This window comes from Streptomyces sp. NPDC056486, assembly GCF_042795295.1.
In the GTDB taxonomy this organism is placed as follows: Bacteria; Actinomycetota; Actinomycetes; order Streptomycetales; family Streptomycetaceae; genus Streptomyces.
Genome location: NZ_JBHTSF010000015.1, coordinates 37,295 through 55,046 on the forward strand (window position 1 = coordinate 37,295; position 17,752 = coordinate 55,046).

The 17,752-nt window shown below is 69.2% G+C and carries 14 protein-coding genes; 1 reads left to right on the top strand and 13 read right to left on the bottom strand.

What is annotated here, in order from left to right; translation table 11 throughout:
* From ACFQ7F_RS09270 to ACFQ7F_RS09285, 4 genes are all read right to left on the bottom strand, one after another.
* A partial coding sequence (locus ACFQ7F_RS09270; RefSeq protein WP_383268464.1) for an ATP-binding protein occupies nucleotides 1–1,058 on the bottom strand: 1,058 nt, incomplete at its 3' end.
* Nucleotides 1,045–2,346, bottom strand: coding sequence for a cation:proton antiporter (locus ACFQ7F_RS09275; RefSeq protein ID WP_383268467.1), 1,302 nt, complete (start codon nucleotides 2,344–2,346; stop codon nucleotides 1,045–1,047). The genes ACFQ7F_RS09275 and ACFQ7F_RS09270, both read right to left, overlap by 14 nt.
* Before the next feature lie 60 nt (nucleotides 2,347–2,406).
* Complete coding sequence (locus ACFQ7F_RS09280; RefSeq protein ID WP_383268470.1) at nucleotides 2,407–3,699, bottom strand: NAD(P)/FAD-dependent oxidoreductase; 1,293 nt, start codon at nucleotides 3,697–3,699, stop codon at nucleotides 2,407–2,409.
* A 149-nt stretch (nucleotides 3,700–3,848) separates the two neighbouring features.
* Entirely contained in the window at nucleotides 3,849–5,831 is a 1,983-nt protein-coding gene (locus ACFQ7F_RS09285; protein ID WP_383268474.1) for a BTAD domain-containing putative transcriptional regulator, read from the bottom strand.
* A 798-nt stretch (nucleotides 5,832–6,629) separates the two neighbouring features.
* Here ACFQ7F_RS09285 and ACFQ7F_RS09290 point away from each other — a divergent pair.
* Entirely contained in the window at nucleotides 6,630–7,301 is a 672-nt protein-coding gene (locus tag ACFQ7F_RS09290; protein ID WP_383268477.1) for a helix-turn-helix domain-containing protein, read from the top strand.
* Nucleotides 7,302–7,668: 367 nt separating this feature from the next.
* Here the strand turns inward: ACFQ7F_RS09290 and ACFQ7F_RS09295 are convergent, their stop codons facing one another.
* From ACFQ7F_RS09295 to ACFQ7F_RS09335, 9 genes are read right to left on the bottom strand one after another with little or no spacing between them, the layout of a single operon-like run.
* Nucleotides 7,669–8,430: a thioesterase II family protein gene (locus tag ACFQ7F_RS09295; protein ID WP_383268480.1), complete on the bottom strand. Its 762-nt coding sequence runs from the start codon at nucleotides 8,428–8,430 to the stop codon at nucleotides 7,669–7,671.
* Complete coding sequence (locus tag ACFQ7F_RS09300) at nucleotides 8,427–9,509, bottom strand: alpha/beta fold hydrolase (RefSeq protein ID WP_383268484.1); 1,083 nt, start codon at nucleotides 9,507–9,509, stop codon at nucleotides 8,427–8,429. The genes ACFQ7F_RS09295 and ACFQ7F_RS09300 overlap by 4 nt, the downstream gene beginning before the upstream one ends.
* A gap of 5 nt (nucleotides 9,510–9,514) precedes the next feature.
* The gene (locus ACFQ7F_RS09305; protein WP_383268487.1) at nucleotides 9,515–10,390 is read right to left on the bottom strand and encodes a 4'-phosphopantetheinyl transferase family protein; all 876 of its coding nucleotides are present in this window, start codon (nucleotides 10,388–10,390) and stop codon (nucleotides 9,515–9,517) included.
* On the bottom strand, nucleotides 10,311–11,156 hold the full coding sequence (locus tag ACFQ7F_RS09310; protein WP_383268490.1) for a 2-oxo acid dehydrogenase subunit E2: 846 nt from the start codon (nucleotides 11,154–11,156) through the stop codon (nucleotides 10,311–10,313). The genes ACFQ7F_RS09305 and ACFQ7F_RS09310 overlap by 80 nt, the downstream gene beginning before the upstream one ends.
* Entirely contained in the window at nucleotides 11,153–11,389 is a 237-nt protein-coding gene (locus ACFQ7F_RS09315; RefSeq protein WP_383268493.1) for an acyl carrier protein, read from the bottom strand. The genes ACFQ7F_RS09310 and ACFQ7F_RS09315 overlap by 4 nt, the downstream gene beginning before the upstream one ends.
* A gap of 24 nt (nucleotides 11,390–11,413) precedes the next feature.
* Nucleotides 11,414–13,360 (bottom strand): HAD-IIIC family phosphatase, encoded by a 1,947-nt coding sequence (locus ACFQ7F_RS09320; RefSeq protein WP_383268496.1) that lies wholly within the window; start codon nucleotides 13,358–13,360, stop codon nucleotides 11,414–11,416.
* A 49-nt stretch (nucleotides 13,361–13,409) separates the two neighbouring features.
* Nucleotides 13,410–14,432 carry a 3-oxoacyl-ACP synthase III family protein gene (locus tag ACFQ7F_RS09325; RefSeq protein ID WP_383268499.1) on the bottom strand — a complete coding sequence of 341 codons (1,023 nt, stop codon included), beginning with the start codon at nucleotides 14,430–14,432 and terminating at the stop codon, nucleotides 13,410–13,412.
* Entirely contained in the window at nucleotides 14,429–17,440 is a 3,012-nt protein-coding gene (locus ACFQ7F_RS09330; RefSeq protein ID WP_383268502.1) for a type I polyketide synthase, read from the bottom strand. The genes ACFQ7F_RS09325 and ACFQ7F_RS09330 overlap by 4 nt, the downstream gene beginning before the upstream one ends.
* The gene (locus ACFQ7F_RS09335) at nucleotides 17,437–17,712 is read right to left on the bottom strand and encodes an acyl carrier protein (protein ID WP_383268505.1); all 276 of its coding nucleotides are present in this window, start codon (nucleotides 17,710–17,712) and stop codon (nucleotides 17,437–17,439) included. The genes ACFQ7F_RS09330 and ACFQ7F_RS09335 overlap by 4 nt, the downstream gene beginning before the upstream one ends.
* Between the last annotated feature and the right edge of the window lie 40 nt (nucleotides 17,713–17,752).

Consider the following 17,752-nt stretch of genomic DNA (forward strand, 5'->3'; position numbering starts at 1 on the left):
GGGGGGTTATTCGGGGGGGGTGGGTGCGTGGTTTGTTGTCGCCGCCGGGGCCCCGGGGGGGGGGTTTGCGGCTCGCGGCGCGCCGGGGGGCGCCCGCCCGCTTCCAGGGCGATGCGGCACTGTTCGACCGCGGTCGCCTCCTCGTCGAGGAGCCGGACCGGTCGGCCGGTTCCGGTGTCCGGTTCGTCGAGGATCGCGAGTGCTTGTGCCAGCCGCAGCGCAGGGGTGCGCCCTCGGTGCAGACAGCTGAGCACGGTGTCGGCATAGGCATCGCCGACCACGAGTTCCTGCCTCGCGTCGGTCAGCGCCGCAGTGTGCCGCTGGTCCTCCACCAGAGCACGTACGAGAAGCGGGTTGCCGCCGCTGATGCGATGGCAGTCCGCCGTCAACGCGGCCGCACGGTGCGCGTCCATGTGCCCGGCGAGCACCGCACCGACCCCGGCCGGGGACAGCGCACGCAGATCCAGGCGCCGGTAGTTGGGCTGGCGCAGCAGTTCCGTGTGCAGATGCGGATGGGCGGACTTCGAGAGGGTGCACTCGGCGACCACCAGGGCGATGCGTGAGGAACGCAGGGCATGCACCAGTTGCAGGATCCAGTGCAGGGACAGCGAGTCGGTGAACTGGATGTCGTCGACGCACAGCAACACCGGCGCTTGTGCGGAGATCCGCACGATCTCCGTGGACAGCTGATGCAGGGCGGCCGCGGTGGCGGCGTCCAGCGGCCATCGCTCAAGGGTGCGGCCGTCCGCGTCCGCGCGGATGGCGCCCAGACGGGCGAGCACCTTCGAGACGGCACCGCTGTGATCCGGCGCCGTGTCGGCATACCGGGGCAGTTGCTCGAGGACACTGCCCGGCGAGAGCCGCTCCGCCCAGGAAGCGGTGGCCTGCAGTGCGACGAATCCGGAGTCGGTGGCAAGGCCGCGCACGATATTGAGGAGTTCGGTCTTGCCGCTGCCCGTGCCGCCACTGACCACGGCGATGCCGCCGTGGCCCTGCTCGGTCTGGCGGAGCAGGTCAGTGAGCGCGGCGACCTCACGTTCCCGCTCAACCAATCGCATGGTTGCCTCTCCCTCCTGCGCTCGCCCGATCTGATGCGGCGGCCTTGTCGGCCTGCCCCTTCGGTGCGTCCTCGTCGTCGGGGCGTTCGGCCTTCGTCCGGCGGTCGATCAGGTGGAGCAGTGGTCCGGTCATCGCTGTGGTCACAAGCGCCATGACGACCATGAGCGAGTACAACCGCCCGTCCAGCAGCCCCAGTTCGAGGCCCACGCCGAGGATGACCAGCTCGGTGAGGCCGCGGGTGTTCATGAGAGCCGCGAGCGTCGCGGAGCCCTGGGCGGGCAGCCCCTGGCTGCGGGCACCGATGTAGGTGCCGCTGACCTTGCCGCCGATGGCGACGAGCAGGATGACCCCGAGTTCGGCGAGTCCGCTGAGGCCCACTCCGCGCAGGTCCACCTTGAGCCCTGCCACCACGAAGTAGACCGGCAGGAGCAGCGTGGTGATCTGCCCGGTGCGTTCGCACAGTTCGTCGCGCACCGCTCCGATGCCCTCACGCGGCATCACCGCGCCGAACAGGAAGGCACCGAAGATGTAATGCATGCCCATGGCCTCGGTGGCTGCCGCGGACAGCAGGGCACCGATCAGCGCGACGGCGATCCCCGACGAGGAGATCGGCTGTCCTGCGTTCTTGGGCTCGAACACCCGCCGCAGCAAAGGCCGCAGGAGGAGCAGCACTGCCGTGAAGGGGATCAGGAGTGCCACCCGCCAGTAGTCGTCGGCTCCGCCGACCACCGCCTGCACCGCGGCGAGGGCCGACCAGGCCACGACATCGACGAGCGCGGCCGTGGCCAGAGCGAGGCCCCCGATGTGGGTGCGGGACAGGCCACGGTCGGCGAGGATCCGGGCGAGCACCGGGAACGCGGTGACCGACACCGACAGGCCGACGAACACCAGGAACGCGGCGCGCTGGCTGGTCTGGTGATCCCGTAGCAGAAAGAGGGCGAGGCCGATTCCGAGGACGAAGGGCACCAGCGTCGAGCCGAGGGCGGCGCCCGCCGTGACCCTGGTCCGGCCGCGCAGCGCCCGGTGCTCCAGCTCCAGCCCCACGACGAACATGAACAGTGCCACGCCGATCTGGGCGAGCGCGGTCAGGAACGGGCGTACGTCATCCGGAAAGAGACGGTCGGTGAGTGCCCCGTCGAACAGTGTCGGGCCGAGCAGAATGCCGGCGAGGATCTCGCCCACGACGGGAGGCTGCCCGATGCGTGCGGCCAGCGCTCCGAGTCCTCTGGCGATCATCAGAATGAGAGCGAGATCCAGGAAGAGCAACTGCACTTGGTGGCTGGTCATGGGCTGCGGAGACCTCAATCAGCACGCGGGGAACAGTGGGGGGCGCGGGACGCGGCGCGGTCACGCGGCCGACTCGTCCTCGTCCTTGTCCTCGTCCCCGCTGTCCGGGACGAGGTCGTCGAGCGTGATGTTGAACATCGCGTGGGTACCACTGAGACCGGAGATCAGCTTCACGAAGTCCGCGGACGGCTCGTCCTTCTTCTCCGGGTCGATCATTTCCTGGGCGAGGCTGAAGTAGAACTCCTTGTACTTGGTGCGGTCGTAGAAGCGCTCGACGAACTCGCGGATCTCGTCGAAGAACCCCGAGTAGGCGGTGGCATACCGGTCGAGCGCCTTCTCCTCGATCTCCGGGTGCTTGATCACCTGGTCGACGATCTTGGCCAGGACACTGCCCGCCAGCGTGGCGAGCGCCACTCCGGTGGAGAACAGCGGGTCGACGAAGGCCGCGGTGTCACCCACGAGCACCCAGCCGTCCCCGTAGAAGCGATTGCTGTGGTACGACCAGTCGCGGGCGGTGCGGAAGCCGGCGGAGCGACGTCCGGGCGCCAGCATCTTCTTCAGCTTGGTGGACTTCTCCAGTTCGGCGGCGAAGTGCTCCTGGAGCGACTGGTCGGACTCGCCGACGGTGGCGGAGCGCGTCACGTAGCCGACGCTGATGGTGCCCTTGTCGATCGGAATGGCCCAGAACCAGCCGTCGTCGAGTCCCTCGATCAGGATGTTGGTGTACTCGTCGCCGGGCAGCCGGTCGCAGTTGTCGAAGTAGGTCCACACGGCGACGTTGCGCAGCTCGTCGTGCCAGCGCAGATCGGTGAAGCGGCGGCTGAGCACGCGGGCCTGCCCCGACGCGTCGATCACCAGGCCGGCGGTCGCCTCCTTGATGTCCTCCTCGCCGCGTACGGCGAAGCGCACCCCGGTGACCCGGCCGTCCTCGTTCTGCAGCGGCTCCTTCACCGTGGCGTCCTCGATGATGTACGCACCCAGCTCCCTGGCCCGGTCGAGTATCAAGGAGTCCAGGTCGGCGCGGCGTGTGTGGTAGGCGTACGCGTGGGCGCCGCCTTTCACGAAGGAGAAGTTCCAGGGCACCTGCTCGTTGCCCCACACCAGCGAGCCGCCGTACTTCCGCTCGAAGCCGCGGGCGTCCATCCTCTCGGGCAGCCCGAGCTCTTCCATCGGGCGCATGAACGCGGGGATGAGCGACTCGCCCACGTGGTAGCGGGGGAACCGCTCACGGTCCAGGACGAGGACGCGGTGGCCGCGCTTCGCCAGGAGGCCGGCTGTGGTTGCTCCGGCGGGACCGCCACCGATCACGATGGCGTCGAAGTGCTCGGGGATGCCGTAGAGAGTGGATGACATGCGTAGACCTTCCCTTTGCCGACTTCTGGACGGCCCGCAGAACGCGGGCATCGTTCTCTTGCGCACGGTGCACGATCAGTCTGCGTCGCTGTATCTGCAGAGCCTCTGGACACCCTCTGGATGCTGTTGGCGGAGGCCCCAGAAGGTGGTCAGCGGCAGTCGCTTGAGGCCAAGTGGCGCCTGCTGAAGAGGCTTTCGCCGTGCGTCGGTGCGTCGTCGTGGCGGGCGTACAGACGCAGTGCGCGGTCGAGTGCCTCGGTTCTGGCCGGGACTGGTTCCTCGTCCGAGCACTCGTTGGCGTAGGCACCGATGAGCTCTTGGAAGCGATAGGTGCCTTCGCCGGTCTCCATCAGCAGATGCGCCTCGGCGAGGGACTGCAGCAGGCGGCGTGCGTGCCCTACGTCCGTTCCCGCGAGGGTGGCAGCGGCGTCGGCGGTGATGGTGGCTCCCTCGCACAGCCCCAGCAACCGGAACATGCGTGAGACATCGGGCGACAGTGTGCGGTAGGACCGGGCGAAGGCGCTCCGCAGGCTTGCCGCCGCGTCGCGCACCACGTCGAGCCGGTCCATCCGGCGGTCCGCGACGGCCTTCACGAACTCGTGCGCCGACACATGGGGCATCGTGGCGAGCATCTCCGCGATGATGCGCAGGGCCAGCGGGAGGTGACCGCAGAGCCGGGTGAGGGCCGCTATGTCGTCGGCCTCCGCCTTCATCCGCTCCAGGGGGGTCAGACAGGCCAGGAGATTCATCGACTCCTCGGGGCTGAGCGGGCTGAGCTCCACGCGGTAGGCGCCGTCCCGCGCCACGAGGCCGCTGTGTCGCCAACGGCTCGTGATCAGGACGTAGGCGGGCCCTTGCGGAATGAGCGGCCGCAACTGGTCGGCGGCGTACGCGTCGTCCAGGACGAGCAGCGTGCGTTTGCCGTAGAGCAGGCTGCGGTACAGGGCGGTTCGCCCGGCCAGGTCCCCGGGAATGAGCGTTTCGTCGATGCCCAGACTGCGCAGCACCTGCGCAAGCGCCTCCGTCGCCGTGAGCGGTTCGCGGTGCGCGTTCGTGCCGCACAGGTCGACGTACAGCTGACCGTCCGGAAACTGATCGGCCAGGTCGTAGGCGACGCGCAGCGCGAGCCCACTTTTGCCCACGCCGGGCGGACCGGTCACCACTGCCATGGTGGTGCGCCCCGACGGGGTGCCGTCAGAGTCTGTGGCGAGCCGTATCAGTTGCGCCTTCTCCGCGGCTCTTCCGGTGAACCCGCGTGCTATGGGAGGGAGTTGGGCAGGGCGTACTGCGCTCCAGATGGCGGGTGCGCGATCGTCGGCCGACGCAGCTGTGTGCGCCGTGGCACTTCCGCGGCCGTCGGGCTGCGCGTCGGCGCCCAGATCGGGATGGTCGGACAGCATCTGTTGGTGCAGGAGGCTCAGGTCCCGCCCCGGTTCGATGCCCAGTTGGTCGCGGAGCAGGATGCGGGTGTCGTGGTATAGGTTGAGCGCCTCGGCGCGGCGGCCACAGCGATAGAGGCTCAGCATGAGCAGCCAGCGCAGCTTCTCACGCAACGGCTCCCTCGCCATCAACGCGCTGAGTGGCGACCACACTTCGGAGTGCCGCCCCAGCGCGAGCAGGGCGTAGGCCCACTCCTCGGTGGCCGAGAGACGCAGCTCCTGCAGGCGGATGCGCTCCATGTCGGCGAAGGGTCCTGGCACGCTCGCGAACGCGTCACCGTGCCACAGGGGAAGTGCCGTCTCCAGCACCCCGATTGCGCCCGCCAGGTCACCGTCGGCCCGCAGCCGGCGTGCCCGGGAGTGGCGGCGGGCGAAGACATGGGCGTCCACCTCTTCCGGCGCGAGGCGCAGAAAGTAGCCACCGCTGGATGAGACGAGCAGGCCGCTGGTTTCCCGGCTGCCGCGCTCCGGTTCCAGGACGCGGCGTAGCCCGCCCACGTAGGTGTGCACTCCGTTGACGGCTGTGCGCGGGACGTCGCTGCCCCATACGGCGTCGATGATCTCTTCGACGTGCACGACCTCGTTCGCGCGGCTGGCCAGCAGTCCCACGACCGCCAACTGCTTGGGAGGGCCTAGCGCCAGTTCGGCATCATCGCGCCACGCTCGCACTGGGCCCAGCAGTTGAAGCCGCATGTGGTTCCCCCGTTTCTAGGACATGCCAAGGGTTTAAGCCACCCCTCGTTCCGGCATTCCGTCGGCTTATTCAAGCTTCCTGTTTTCGTCAACTCACTGTCATCGCTCAGATTGCTCGCGGGCCGGTCGGGCTTCTGCCCGCTGCGCCGCACTGGGCGTCTCTCGCTGGTCGCGGGCCTTGTCACGGCGAGTGCGAAACCTCGGTGCCCCAGTGGACGGCCGGGATGTCACTCGCGATTTTCGGTCAGAGGCAATCCAATTCCGGCCATACTGCGTTCCGGCTTCCTTGCTCCTCTCCTTCGTCCTGAGGCGTGTGTCGGCCATCGAAGCCGGATCCTTTCGTTCGTCCGGCCGTGATCGCCCAGGGGCGTGTGCGACCTGGCTGAATCGTTTCGTCGGCCCGTCCGTGGGCCCGGCCGACGCGGCGCTCTCGACGCCGCGTCGCCGCCACTCGTGCTCACAGGACCGTTCGGCCGTCGACGGCGGCCGAACGGGTTAGCCGGTGACCTGTCGGCGCTGATCGTGGGGCTCCCCGTCGCCACAATCTTCCGAACAAGAATCAGTGTCCTATTGATCAAGAAATGCTGCTGTCGACGACAGTCGGTGTGCTTGATCGGCAGCTTAGACTGCCCTTGACAAGTTTTGTAGGCCCTTGGTTCACTACCGCGATTGCTTCATTTTTGCTTGTTTCTCCGCTACAGTGTCACGGATTTTGCACCAAACACGGGGGTCCGGATGAGGGTAGAAATAGAGCGTGTTGTCCAGGGAATAAGAGAGAGGTACGAGGAGCCGCTGTCCTTGAGTGATCTCGGGGAGATAGCCAGGCTCACTCCCTTTCACATGGCCCGGCTGTTCAGGGCTGAAACGGGTTTGCCGCCGGCGCAGTTTCTTACTGCGGTGCGCCTGGAGGAAGCGAAGCGGAAGCTGCTCAACACCGACACAAGCGTCGCCGACATTTCGAACCAGGTCGGCTACACCAGCCAGGGCTCCTTCACCACGCGCTTCAGCAGGACGTTCGGTGTGTCGCCCGGGCAGTACCGCAAGATGACGAGCCTCGGTCCGGACGCGGTCGAGGTCGCGGGTGGGCAGGATGACGCGTCCTTCGCCTATGGCACCGTCAAGGGCCGTCTGTACAGGTCCGACGGCTTGGACGACGCGGCCGCCTTCGTGGCGGCCTTCCGTGCCGGGCCCGCCGGTAGCAGCGTGCCCGCCCGCTGCTACCGCATGCAGAGGTCCGCGGACACCTGGAGTATTTCTCACGTGCCCGCAGGCATGTGGAAGATCGAGGCGGTTTCGCTCACCTCCGCGACGGGACGCAATGCCGTCGTCGCGGGAAGCGTCGGACCGGTCCGGGTGACCCCGGGAGCAGTGCTCGAAGCGGATGTCACACTTCAGTCGGCGCGCACTGCCGACGTGGAAGGCGACCGTTGCTCGTTCGCCTTTGCGCTGCCGGAACTCTACGGCTCCTGATGGAGATGCCCCGCTTCCCTTCCTCGTAAATGCGCGAGGAAGGGAAGCGGGTCCCGGGCGGCCCTTGGCGGGCCTTGTTTCTGGAAATCCCCAGAAACTCCATGACCGGAGGCAATGAATCCGTATTGTCGCGCAGACAATAAGGAACTACGGGTTCCGCCGTGCGGGGTCCGGCCCGTTCAGTCATCTCCCGCCGAAGAATGCGTCAAGCGCACGGTTCAAGCGGAATGAGAACGGCGTGGACAGACGTCCTTAACATTCGGCGGTCGCTCAGTGCCGCGTAAACTATCCGCGAAGGTGGATGGAAATCCAATGCGGATATGGATGTGAATCGCGGCCCCTCATTCTCCTGTGGTGCCCCGCTGATTCAGCAGGCGTTGAGGAAGCTGCTGCTGGGGACGTGTGCGTGCACGGCCCAGATCAGGGCGCTGAAGAATGCCTCGGGTCGGTCCCTGGCGAAAAAGTGGCCCCCGGGGAGCACCTCGGCCCGGAAGGATTCCGACGTGTGCTCCTGCCAAGCGAGGACCTTGTCGACGTCGACGAGGAGGTCGTCGTGCCCGGCGAGTACGTGCAGGGGGACGGGCAGCCGGCGCGACGGGGCCGGGCAGCGATCGCCGCAGACCGCGAGATCGTCACGGATCACCGGCAGCAGCGCCGCCAACCACTCGGGCTGGTCGGCCAGTTCGGCGGGGAGTCCGCCCATCCCGATCAGGAGCTCGGCGAGCTCTGGGTCGGACATGCCCCGGGGCAGGTTCAGGGTGGGCCCCTCGTGCGGGGCGGGGCAGCCGCCGACGATGAGCGTCTCGGGCAGCCGCGTACCGGGAGCCGCCCGGTCGACCAGCGCGTGCGCGAGCAGAGCACCCATGCTGTGCCCGTAGAACGCGTACGGTTGGTCCAAGTAGCCCGCGAGGGCGGCCTCGACCTCGGTGACGAGCGGCATGAGCCGGGTGAAGCGCGGTTCGCGGATCCGGCTCTCGCGGCCGGGCAGCTGCACCGGCACGACTTCGACCCGCGGGCCGAGGACGTCGCTCCAGCCGCGGAACGCGGAGGCGCTGCCGCCGGCATGGTGGAAGCAGAACAGCCTCAGGTCCGCGCCGCCCGCCGGAGGGTGCGGCAGGTAGCGGGTCATTGACGGCCCTCCCCGCCCTGCAGCGCGCCGACGGTGGGAACCCTGTCGTCGTCGCCGACGCCTGCCCCGGTCATTCGGGCGACGGCCCTGGCCATCCACGCGCGGGTCTCGTCGACGTGAGACGGCGAGCCGTGCACGTCGTCGAAGGAGATCAGGTCCAGATCGGGGACGTGCCGCGTCAGGAGGTCCGCATCGGCGCCCGGGATGATCTCGTCACGCAGGCTGCGCGCGTACGCGACCGGAATGTCCAGTGAGGCCAGTTCGGAGTCTGTCAGACCCCAGTCCTGGAGATGGGCGCGCAGACCTTCGAGCGGGACTCCGCAGTGGTGGGCGATCGTGTGGGTGGTGAGCGCCGGTACACGCGGCCACCACTGTCCGTCGGTGAAGAATCCCCGCACCGGCGCGCCGACCGTGATGACGCCGCGGATCCGGGCGTCGTCGACGGCTTGCCGGAGTGCGAGATGGCCGCTGAAGCTGAGGGCGACAAGGACGGCACGGGTGGTGTCGGCGCGATCCGTGAGGGCGTCAAGCACCGCCCCGTACATGCGGTGGCTGTCGCGTCGGTAGGGCAGGGAGTTCTCGCCGACGCCCGGCATCTCGGTGACGACCGCCGCGACACCCAGTTGCTGTGCCAGGAGCAGGAACGGCGCCCACTGCTCCTTCACGCTCACGATGCCTCCGGTGACGACGACGACCGGTTTCAGGACGGGGCCGTCGAGCCCCGTGGTCCAGCAGCGCACGGTCGCGTCGCCGATGGCCACATCGAGGCGGCCGACATCCGGAAGCGTGCGTCGCCAGCGGTCGAAGGCGCTCAGGGCGCGGTCGCGGGCGGTTCGCCGCGCCGCGCCGTCGGGATAGGGGAAGCTCGCCAGGATGGCGCGGCAGACGACGCCGGGGAGATCACCGGCGGCCTCGGACCGGTCGATCAGGGAGCTCCACTCTCCCGTCCATGAGCCAGGTCCGTCCCAGCCGTCGTCGTGCCGGATGCGGCCGAGCACGGTGGCGGCATCGCCAGGGTCGAGCCCGAGGGCCCTGGCGTGCAGCATGACGAAGTTCTTGAGTTCCGTGAGGTCGTGCACGGGTCTCAGCCTCTCTGTCGCTCTGGTGGAGGTGGAGTGGTCGGGCCTTGTTCGGCACTCATGAGCCAGGAGGTCAGACCGGCGTTGAACAGGTCGTCCGCCGCGCGCTCGGCGAGCGTGCCGCCCCCGGCGTCCTGGACGACGACGCCGACGCGGTAGCCCTCCTTGAGGACGAAAGTGCGAGAGATCCACTCACTGTCGGCGTCGACCTGCCCGTCCGGGTGCAGCACACGCCCTTCCTCGCGGCCGACGGAGAACTCGACCTCGGTGAACCGGAGGCGCAGCCCCTGTCCGACGGCCTTGCTGTACGCCTCTTTCAGCGTCCAGAGCCGGACGAGCTCCGCGTTGCGACGCTCCGCGGGAAGCTGTTCCAGGAGACCGAGTTCATGTGGGGTGCAGATCTTCCGGTCGAGCCCGAACCCGTACATCGGCCGCTCGGTGCGTTCCACGTCCACGCCGATGAGGCCGCGGGTGGTGATGCCGACCAGCAGCACGTCGTCGGTATGACTCAGGCTGATGTCGACCTGGTCGTAGTCGCGCAGGTACGGGCGCCCGCCTGGTTCGTACGCCAGCTCGATGCTCTCGGCGGGCACCCTCAGGACGGCGGAGGCCGCCTCCTTCAACAGGACGCGGGACGCGGTGAACCGACGGCGCAGTCCGGGGCGCCCCAAGGACTCGTAGCGGTCGAGGTCCCCACCCAGGAGGCGACGCAGGCCCGCTGTGCCCAAAGGCGCGGCGGGGCAGTCGTCAAGGGTGGTGTACAGCAGAGCGGTGCCTTGGCGGTCGACCGTGTCGCGCACCTCATTCCAGGGTCTGGGGGAGGCGATCCGCAGCGGCTCGGGAATGGTCGTCCGCGGCGCCCGGTGCTGTTCGGTCAGCATGGAAGCCCTCCAGGGTGGTCTTGATGTCGCCCAGGACGTCGGCCGCCGGCGCGCCGTCGACGACCCGGTGGTCGAAGGTGAGATTGACCCGCATGACAGGCGCCACGGCCAGCTCTCCGTCCCGGACCCAGGCGCGGTCCCGCATCTGGCCCACGTTGAGGGTCACGGCGGTGCCGCCCGCACCGGAGAAGGCGTCGATGGGGCGGCTCCCGAGGGAACTGACGGAGAAGGTGCCGAGCACAGCGGCGCGTGCGGCGGGCCTGCTCATGAGGCGTCGGAACAGCAATGAGCCGACGGGAGCGGGAAGTTGGTTGATCTTGCGGACCCCGGCGAACTCGGGGGCGCGTTCCGGATCCGCGTTCCGGTAGCGGTCGATGACGTCCTGGATCTCGTCGAGCGAGGCCTGCTCCGCCTCCGGGACGAGCGCCGAGAGCACCACGCGCCGCCCCTGACGGGTGCGGTCGAGGGCGACCTTCGCGGTGGCCGTGGGGTGTCGTACGAGCCGGGGAGCGAACCGGCCGGTCAGCGAGGAGTTGGCCTCCGGATGAGCTGCGACGGCGCGGGCGCCCGCCCACACGACGTAGCTGACGAGACCGTATCTGCGGCCTTCCGCGCGGGCGGCCCGTCGGTGCGCGACGACGGCTGTCATGTCGACCTCGGTGTCGATGGAGACGGTGCGTTGCCGCGCGAAGGCGTGCTCGAGGAAGTAGAGGGTGTGGCGGCGCTGGCGCTCGGGGACGACGTCCGGCCGGGGCGCGGAGCTCATCCGGTCACCGCCATGCCGAAGATCTCGTTCAGCGACCGGGCCTCGAGGACGCGGGTGACCGGCAGGCGCACTTGGGCCTCACGCTCGATGGCGGTGACCAGCTTAAGGAGGTGCACGGAGTCCCAGCCGTTCAACTGGTCGAACGGAGTGTCGAGTTCCTCGGGTGTGACAGGGAATCCGACGAGGTCACGCAGGATGCCGAGATAGTCGTCGAGCGTTGCGAGTGCGGCCATGGTGGTGTCCTCAGCAGTGGTGGATCAGTGGTGGGCGCGGGCGGCTGCCTCGGTGAGCGCCGTCAGGTCGGCGTCGAGGGCCACATGGGGCGGCGGCGGGGTGATGGCGTCCAACGTGTGGGTGAAACGCGATTCCCGCCCGCCGCCGCCGCTCCTGACGAAGGCGTTTTCGGCGTAGAACTCGCGCATGCGGTGGTTCTTCTTGGTCGGCAGGTACCTGCCGTGCACCGCGGGGACGCGCGAGGCGCGCGCGGTGGACAGGAGCGCGGCCAGACAGGCCTGTTCGATGCCGCGGGCGAAGACGCGGCAGCTGAGCAGGAAGTTGTCGAGGTGCAGACCGTCGTCGGAGAGGTGCGCGAAGACCGCTCCGACCAGACCGTTGTCGCCGAACCGGTCCGCGGAGCGGACGGCGAGGACGAGCTGAGCGGGGTCGTCGAGGGCGGTGCGCACGTCGTCGGGCTGAAGACGCCGTGTGGTCAGGTTGAACTGATTGGTGCGCTGGGTGAGTTGTGCGACCCGGGCCACCTCCAGGGGGCCTGGCGGCGAGAAGCGCACGGTGACACCGAGTCCCGCCAGATAGTCCCCCACGCACCCGGCGTCAGCGTAGAACTCCTGGCGTGCCGCCTCGGTGCGGTAACGGGCACCGCGGGCCCGGTCCTCGTCGGTGACCTCCCGCACGTCGAACCAGCCGTCGGCGAGCAGCTTGTCGATGTGCAGGGCGGGTTCGTCGTCGAGCCGGATCACGGCGGCGCCGGGCACGCCCGCCTCGACGAGACCGCATTCGAAGGGACTGTCGTCGGTGAAGACGAAACTGTCCGCGCCCAGGTTGATCCGCTCGGCAAGAGCCAGCAGATTGCCGTCCTTCGGCTGCCAGTTGGCGGTCACGTCCACGAAGTCGTTCTCGCGCAGCGCCATGTCGGGGTGGTCCCGCAGCACCGCCAGGAGGGGTTCTCGGTCGTTCTTGCTGCACACCGCGAGGAGTACGCCCTGCGCGCCGAGCTGCTTGATCACCTGCTGGAAGGCGCCGAACGCCTCGCCGCGAAAGCTGCCCGCGGCGGCGATGCCCTCGGGGCCGTCGTCGCCGAGGATGCCGTCCCACAGGGTGCCGTCGGCGTCGAGGACCAGGCACTTCTTGGTGCGTCCCGTCAGGGCGCCGACCAGACGGCCGATCTCGGCGGCATACGCGACAAGGGTCTCGTCGCTGAGCCGGACCTTGGCGTAGGTGCTCAGGCGCGGGTCCGCCACGGGGCCGCCGGCGGCGACCAGCGGGTCGAGGTCGAGAACGAGGACGTCGGCGTGCTGCTCGCTCAGGTCGAGGAGACCGGCGTTGAACCTCCGCCAGGCGGCGCCGAGCCGGGCCCGCGACGCCCAGTCGACAAGCTGGTGAGTGAACCGGGTCAGCAGCGGCAGCGTGTTGAGTACCAGAGTGCCGGAGCCCTCTGCCGCGTAGGTCCCGGCCAGCGCGGAGAGCTGCGCGAGCCGGGATGTCAGTGCGGCCTCCGCGTCCTCCACCTGCCAGGGCACGGGCAGCTCGTCGAAGACGGACTCGGCGTCCAGGACGCACAGCACCAGATCCGCGTCCTGGCGGTACACGTCGCTGCGGGGGTCGGCCAGGTCGCGCAGGTAGCCGTCGTAGTCGCAGAGCCGATGGCGTAACAGAAGCCCGTGGCGGGCCAGTTCACCGGTCAGCGGTGCGGTCAGGCCCACCAGGGTCGAGTGCCCTGTGACCGCGACCGTGAAAACCGGTGTGTCGGGGTGGCGACGCAGCACTTCCTCCGTGTCGAGCCGGGCGAGCAGCTGACCGATCGAGGCGCGCGCGGACAGGCCGAGCCCGGACAGCAGCGCGAGCGTCTGCGGATAGTGCTCGACGAGCGTCGCCTCGGCATTCCAGGCGCGGATCTGCGCCAGTGGATCGGGAGTCGGCGGCGCTGCCGCGGGCGCTGCGGCGGTCACGTCGTCGTATGTCGTCATGGGTGTCGTCTTCCTCGTCTCCTCGTTCGCCTGGCTGTCCCGCGGTCGCTCAGACCTTTTCCAGCGCGAAGCCCGCCTTGATCCACTTGCTGGACTCGACGGCGACGCCGATGGCCTTCTGACCCGGTTCGATGAGGTCGACGAGACGGGACATCTGCATGAACGGCAGGGCGTTGCTGGTGTTGCCGGTGTCGGCGACGCAGGAGATCTCCGTCGCGAAGGGCATGCTCATCTCCTCCACGATGCGTTCGGTCATCCGGGCCGACAGCTGCGGCGGCAACAGGTAGTGCAGATCGCTCTCGTTCCAGCCTTGTTCGTCGAGGAGCTCCCAGAGGATTTCGGAGGCCATCACCGGCACGGTGGACTCGATCGCCTTGTAGTCCTCCTTGAGGGCCTGGCGCCCGGAGTCCCGGTCGGCGATCCCGAACCACTCGACGGTCTGGCCGGGTTCGCGGCCCAGGCCGATGAGCCGGTTGAGTACCCGCAGCAGGCAGAGCCGGGCACCGACGGGCTCGGCGGTCAGCACGGCGGCGCCCGCGCCGTCGCCGAAGAGAACGAAGTTGACCAGTTCCGAAGGGGCCAGGCCCGCGAAATCCTGGTCCAGCGGCAGATGTTTGGCGCAGACGTCGCCGCCGAGGACGAGACCGGCCTTGTGCGTACCGGAAGTGATCATGGTGCGTCCCAGATCGAGGGCCTGGAGGGCCCCGGCACAGCCCGACTGAAGCTGGTATGTGGGCAGCTGATCGAGGCCGAGTTGGTCGGCGACGAGGTTGACGGTGGCAGGCATCAGCGCGTCCGGGGTGGCGGTGCCCATCACGATGAAGCCGATGTCGTCCGGGGAGACGCCGGACGCGGCAAGGGCACGGGCGCCGGCCCGGGCGGCGAGGTCGGCAAGGGTGTGCCGGAGTTCGCCGTCGTCGAGGTTCACGGCGAAGTGCCGGGTGCGGTTGCCGATGAACACCTCGATCCAGTCGGCGTCGATGCCGAACCGTCTGGCGAGTTCCTCGTTGCCGATGGGGTCGCCGGGCAGGGCGGTGCCCACGGACGCGATGTACGCCGGCTGATCTGTCATGACGCGCGGCCTTCCTTGGCTGAGGTGTCTCGTGGGGGTCCGGCGGCCTCGGCGGTGTGCTCGCGCAGGAAGACGATCAGTGCGCCCACCGAGGCGAGATGCGGAAGGAGTTGCTGGACGGAGAACTCGGCGAGCTCCGGAAGCGCCGTCTCGACCTTGGTCTTCAGCTGCATGATCGTGACCGAGTCGAAGCCGAGGTCCTCGTAGAAGCGGGCTCGCAGCGCGATCTCGTCCGGCGCGTATCCACCGGTCGCGGCGATGGCGCCGAGAACGGCGTCGGTGACGGGGTCATCGCGCGAGGGCTGGTCGGCAGAGGCGGCGGGAGCCGCGCAGACAGCGGGGGAGATCGACTCCCACGCTGCGAGCCCGCTCTCGGCCCCTTCCCCTGCGGACACCTTGACCCCGTGCCAGAACCGGTGCCGGGTGTTGAACTCGTAGGGCCGCAGACGCTGGTACGTGCGGTCGTCGGCGTCGTAGAGCGCCTCCCATCGCGGGGTCACTCCGGACCTGAAAAGTGCCGCGACCGTCTCAGCGAGTTCCTGCCCGCCGGCCGTCTCACCTGTGCCGGGGGCCAGCAGCACGAGGTCGTCGGCGGCCCGGAGTCTGCGCACGAGCGGGGCGAGAACCCGCCGCGGGCCGATCTCCACGAGCAGCCGGGGGCCGTCCTTGATCAGATCGGTGACGCTGTCCGCGAAGTGCACGGGGTGGTCGACGTGGTCGGTCCAGTAGCCGCCGTCGAGTGCCTCGTCGTCCAGGGCTCGGCCGCGCACGGTCGAGTAGAAGGGAACCTGGGGCGGCCGGGGGCGGCAGGCTGAGGCGACCCGGCCGAATGCGGCGAGCATGGGCTGCATCAGCGTGGAGTGGAAGGCGTGCGAGACGCGCAGTGCCGTGGGCTCGACACCGCGCTCGCGCAGGGTGCGGGCGATCCGTTCGAGGGCCTCGATGTCCCCGGACAGAACGGTGGCCTGCGGCCCGTTGTGGACGGCGATGTCCACGAGCGGTTCGTCCGCGACGAGTTCGGCCAGATCGCCGGCCGCGGCACGGACGGAGATCATGCCCCCGCCATCCGGGAGCTGTTGCATGAGACTGCCGCGGGCGGCGACCAGCCGGGCGGCGTCGTCCAGACAGAGCGCGTCGGCCGTGACGGCCGCCGCGAACTCGCCGATGCTGTGGCCGAGTACGGCGGTGGGGCCGATACCGAGGTCGATGAGGGTGCGCGCCATGGCGTAGCCGACGGCGAACAGCGCGGGCTGCGCGTTGTCGGTCCGGTGGACGCGTTCGTCGCCGGAGAGGATCAGGTCGCGTACCGAACGGCCGAGATGAGGCCGGAGGGCGTCGTCGGCGTCGCCGAGGTGACGGCGGTAGGAGGCGCAGTCCTCGTACAGCGGCTTGGTCATGCCGGGGAACTGAGCACCCTGCCCGGTGAAGAGGAAAGCCACTTGGTGCGGGCCCTCGGGGTGGCCGGTCAGCGCGCTGAACTCCTCGGCGTCCGCGACCGCCCCGTTCAGGCGGCGTACCAGCTCGGAGGTGGTGCGCGCAGCGACGGCGAAGCGGTGCGGCAGGCCGGTCTTGACCTGGTTGCTGGTCCAGGCGAGCGGGGCGAGCGGCTCGTGGCCGCGTCGGGACAGCGCAGCAGCCTGGGCCTCGATGTTGCGGCGCAGACCCTCGGAATTGTTGGCGCTGAGCGTGAACACGGTCGGTGGGGAGGTGTCGCCGATGTGGACGGGTCTGTGGTCGCCCACCGGGGCCGTTTCGAGGACGGCATGGGCGTTGGTGCCGCCCATACCGAAACTGGACAGGCCGGCCGACTGGGGCCCCGGGGGCAGTCGCAGCGGCGACTTGATGAGCTTCAATCCGTGCTCGGCCAGGCCGAGTTTGCGGCTCTCGCGGGTCGCGAAGGGACTGACGGGCACGATCCGGTGCTGCAGCGAGAGGGCCACCTTGATGAGCCCGGCGATCCCGGCGGCCGCCTCGGTGTGGCCGAGATTGCCCTTGACCGAGCCGACCGCGCAGGGTTTGGCGCGCCCGCTGCCGTAGACGTGTCCGAGGGCGCGGGTCTCGATCATGTCGCCGAGTGCGGTGCCGGTGCCGTGCGCCTCGACGAAGGCGACCTGCGCCGGATCGACGTCGGCCCGTCGCAGCGCGGCGGCGAGCACCTCCTGTTGTGCCCAGCGGCTGGGCGCGGTCAGGCCGTTGCTGCGACCGTCCTGGTTGACGGCGGTGCCCCGGATGACGGCGTAGATCTGCTGACCGTCGGCGAGGGCGTCGTCGAGGCGGCGCAACACCACCGCGCCGACCCCGTCGCCTCGGCCGATACCGTCGGCCTGGGCGCTGAACGGTTTGCAACGGCCGTCGGGCGCGGACAGGCCCGTCGCGGTATAGAAGATGCCGAGCGCGGGTGTCAGCTGGAGGTTGACGCCGCCCGCGACAGCATGGTCGACCTCACGGGACAGCAGTGCGTTCACGGCGAGGTGGACGGCGACCAGGGACGAGGAGCATGCGGTGTCCACCGCCAGGCTCGGGCCCTTGAGGTTGAGGTGGTACGAGATGCGGTTGGGCACCATGCAGTAGCCGCTGCCCGCGCCGGTGTGTGCGGTGATCTCCTCGTATCGGGAGAGGTGCAGCTGACCCCACTCCGAGGCCATGATCCCGGCATAGACGCCGGTGGTCGAGTCGCTCAGGCGCTGCGGCGGGATGCCCGCGTCCTCCAGTGCGCGCCACACGGTCTGCAGGAACAGGCGTTGCTGGGGATCCATGGCGCCGGCCTCGCGCGGCGACAGCGCGAAGAACTCGTGGTCGAACGCGTCCGGATCGTCGACGAACCCGCCCCGAGTGGTGTTGGTGCGGCCGGGCCCGCCGTCCGGGTCGTGGAAGGCGGCGGCGTCCCAGCGTTGGGACGGCACTTCGTCCACGCCGTCCGCGGCCCGCATGAGCAGGTCCCAGTAGGCAGCGGGGTCCGGCGCTCCGGGGAAGCGGCAGTCGAGGCCGACGATGGCGACTGCGCTCATGAGTGCGTGCTTTCCGAGAGGACACCGGCGAGGTGGCGGGCGAGCTCGACGATCGTCGGGTAGTCGTAGACGACGGTGGGGTCGAGCTCGATGCCGTACGCGTCCTCCGCGTCGCCGCACAGGCTCAGTGCGATCACGGAGTCGAGTCCGTAGGCGGCGAGCGGCACTTCAAGGCCTATCGCGTCGGGCGACTGGCGCACGTGGAGCGCCAGCCGCTCGGTGAGCCACTGGCACAGCTCGGCGACGACGTGGTCGTGGGCCGCAGTGGTCATGACGGTGCTCCTCGGGGGTGGGGTGGAACGTCGTGGGCCG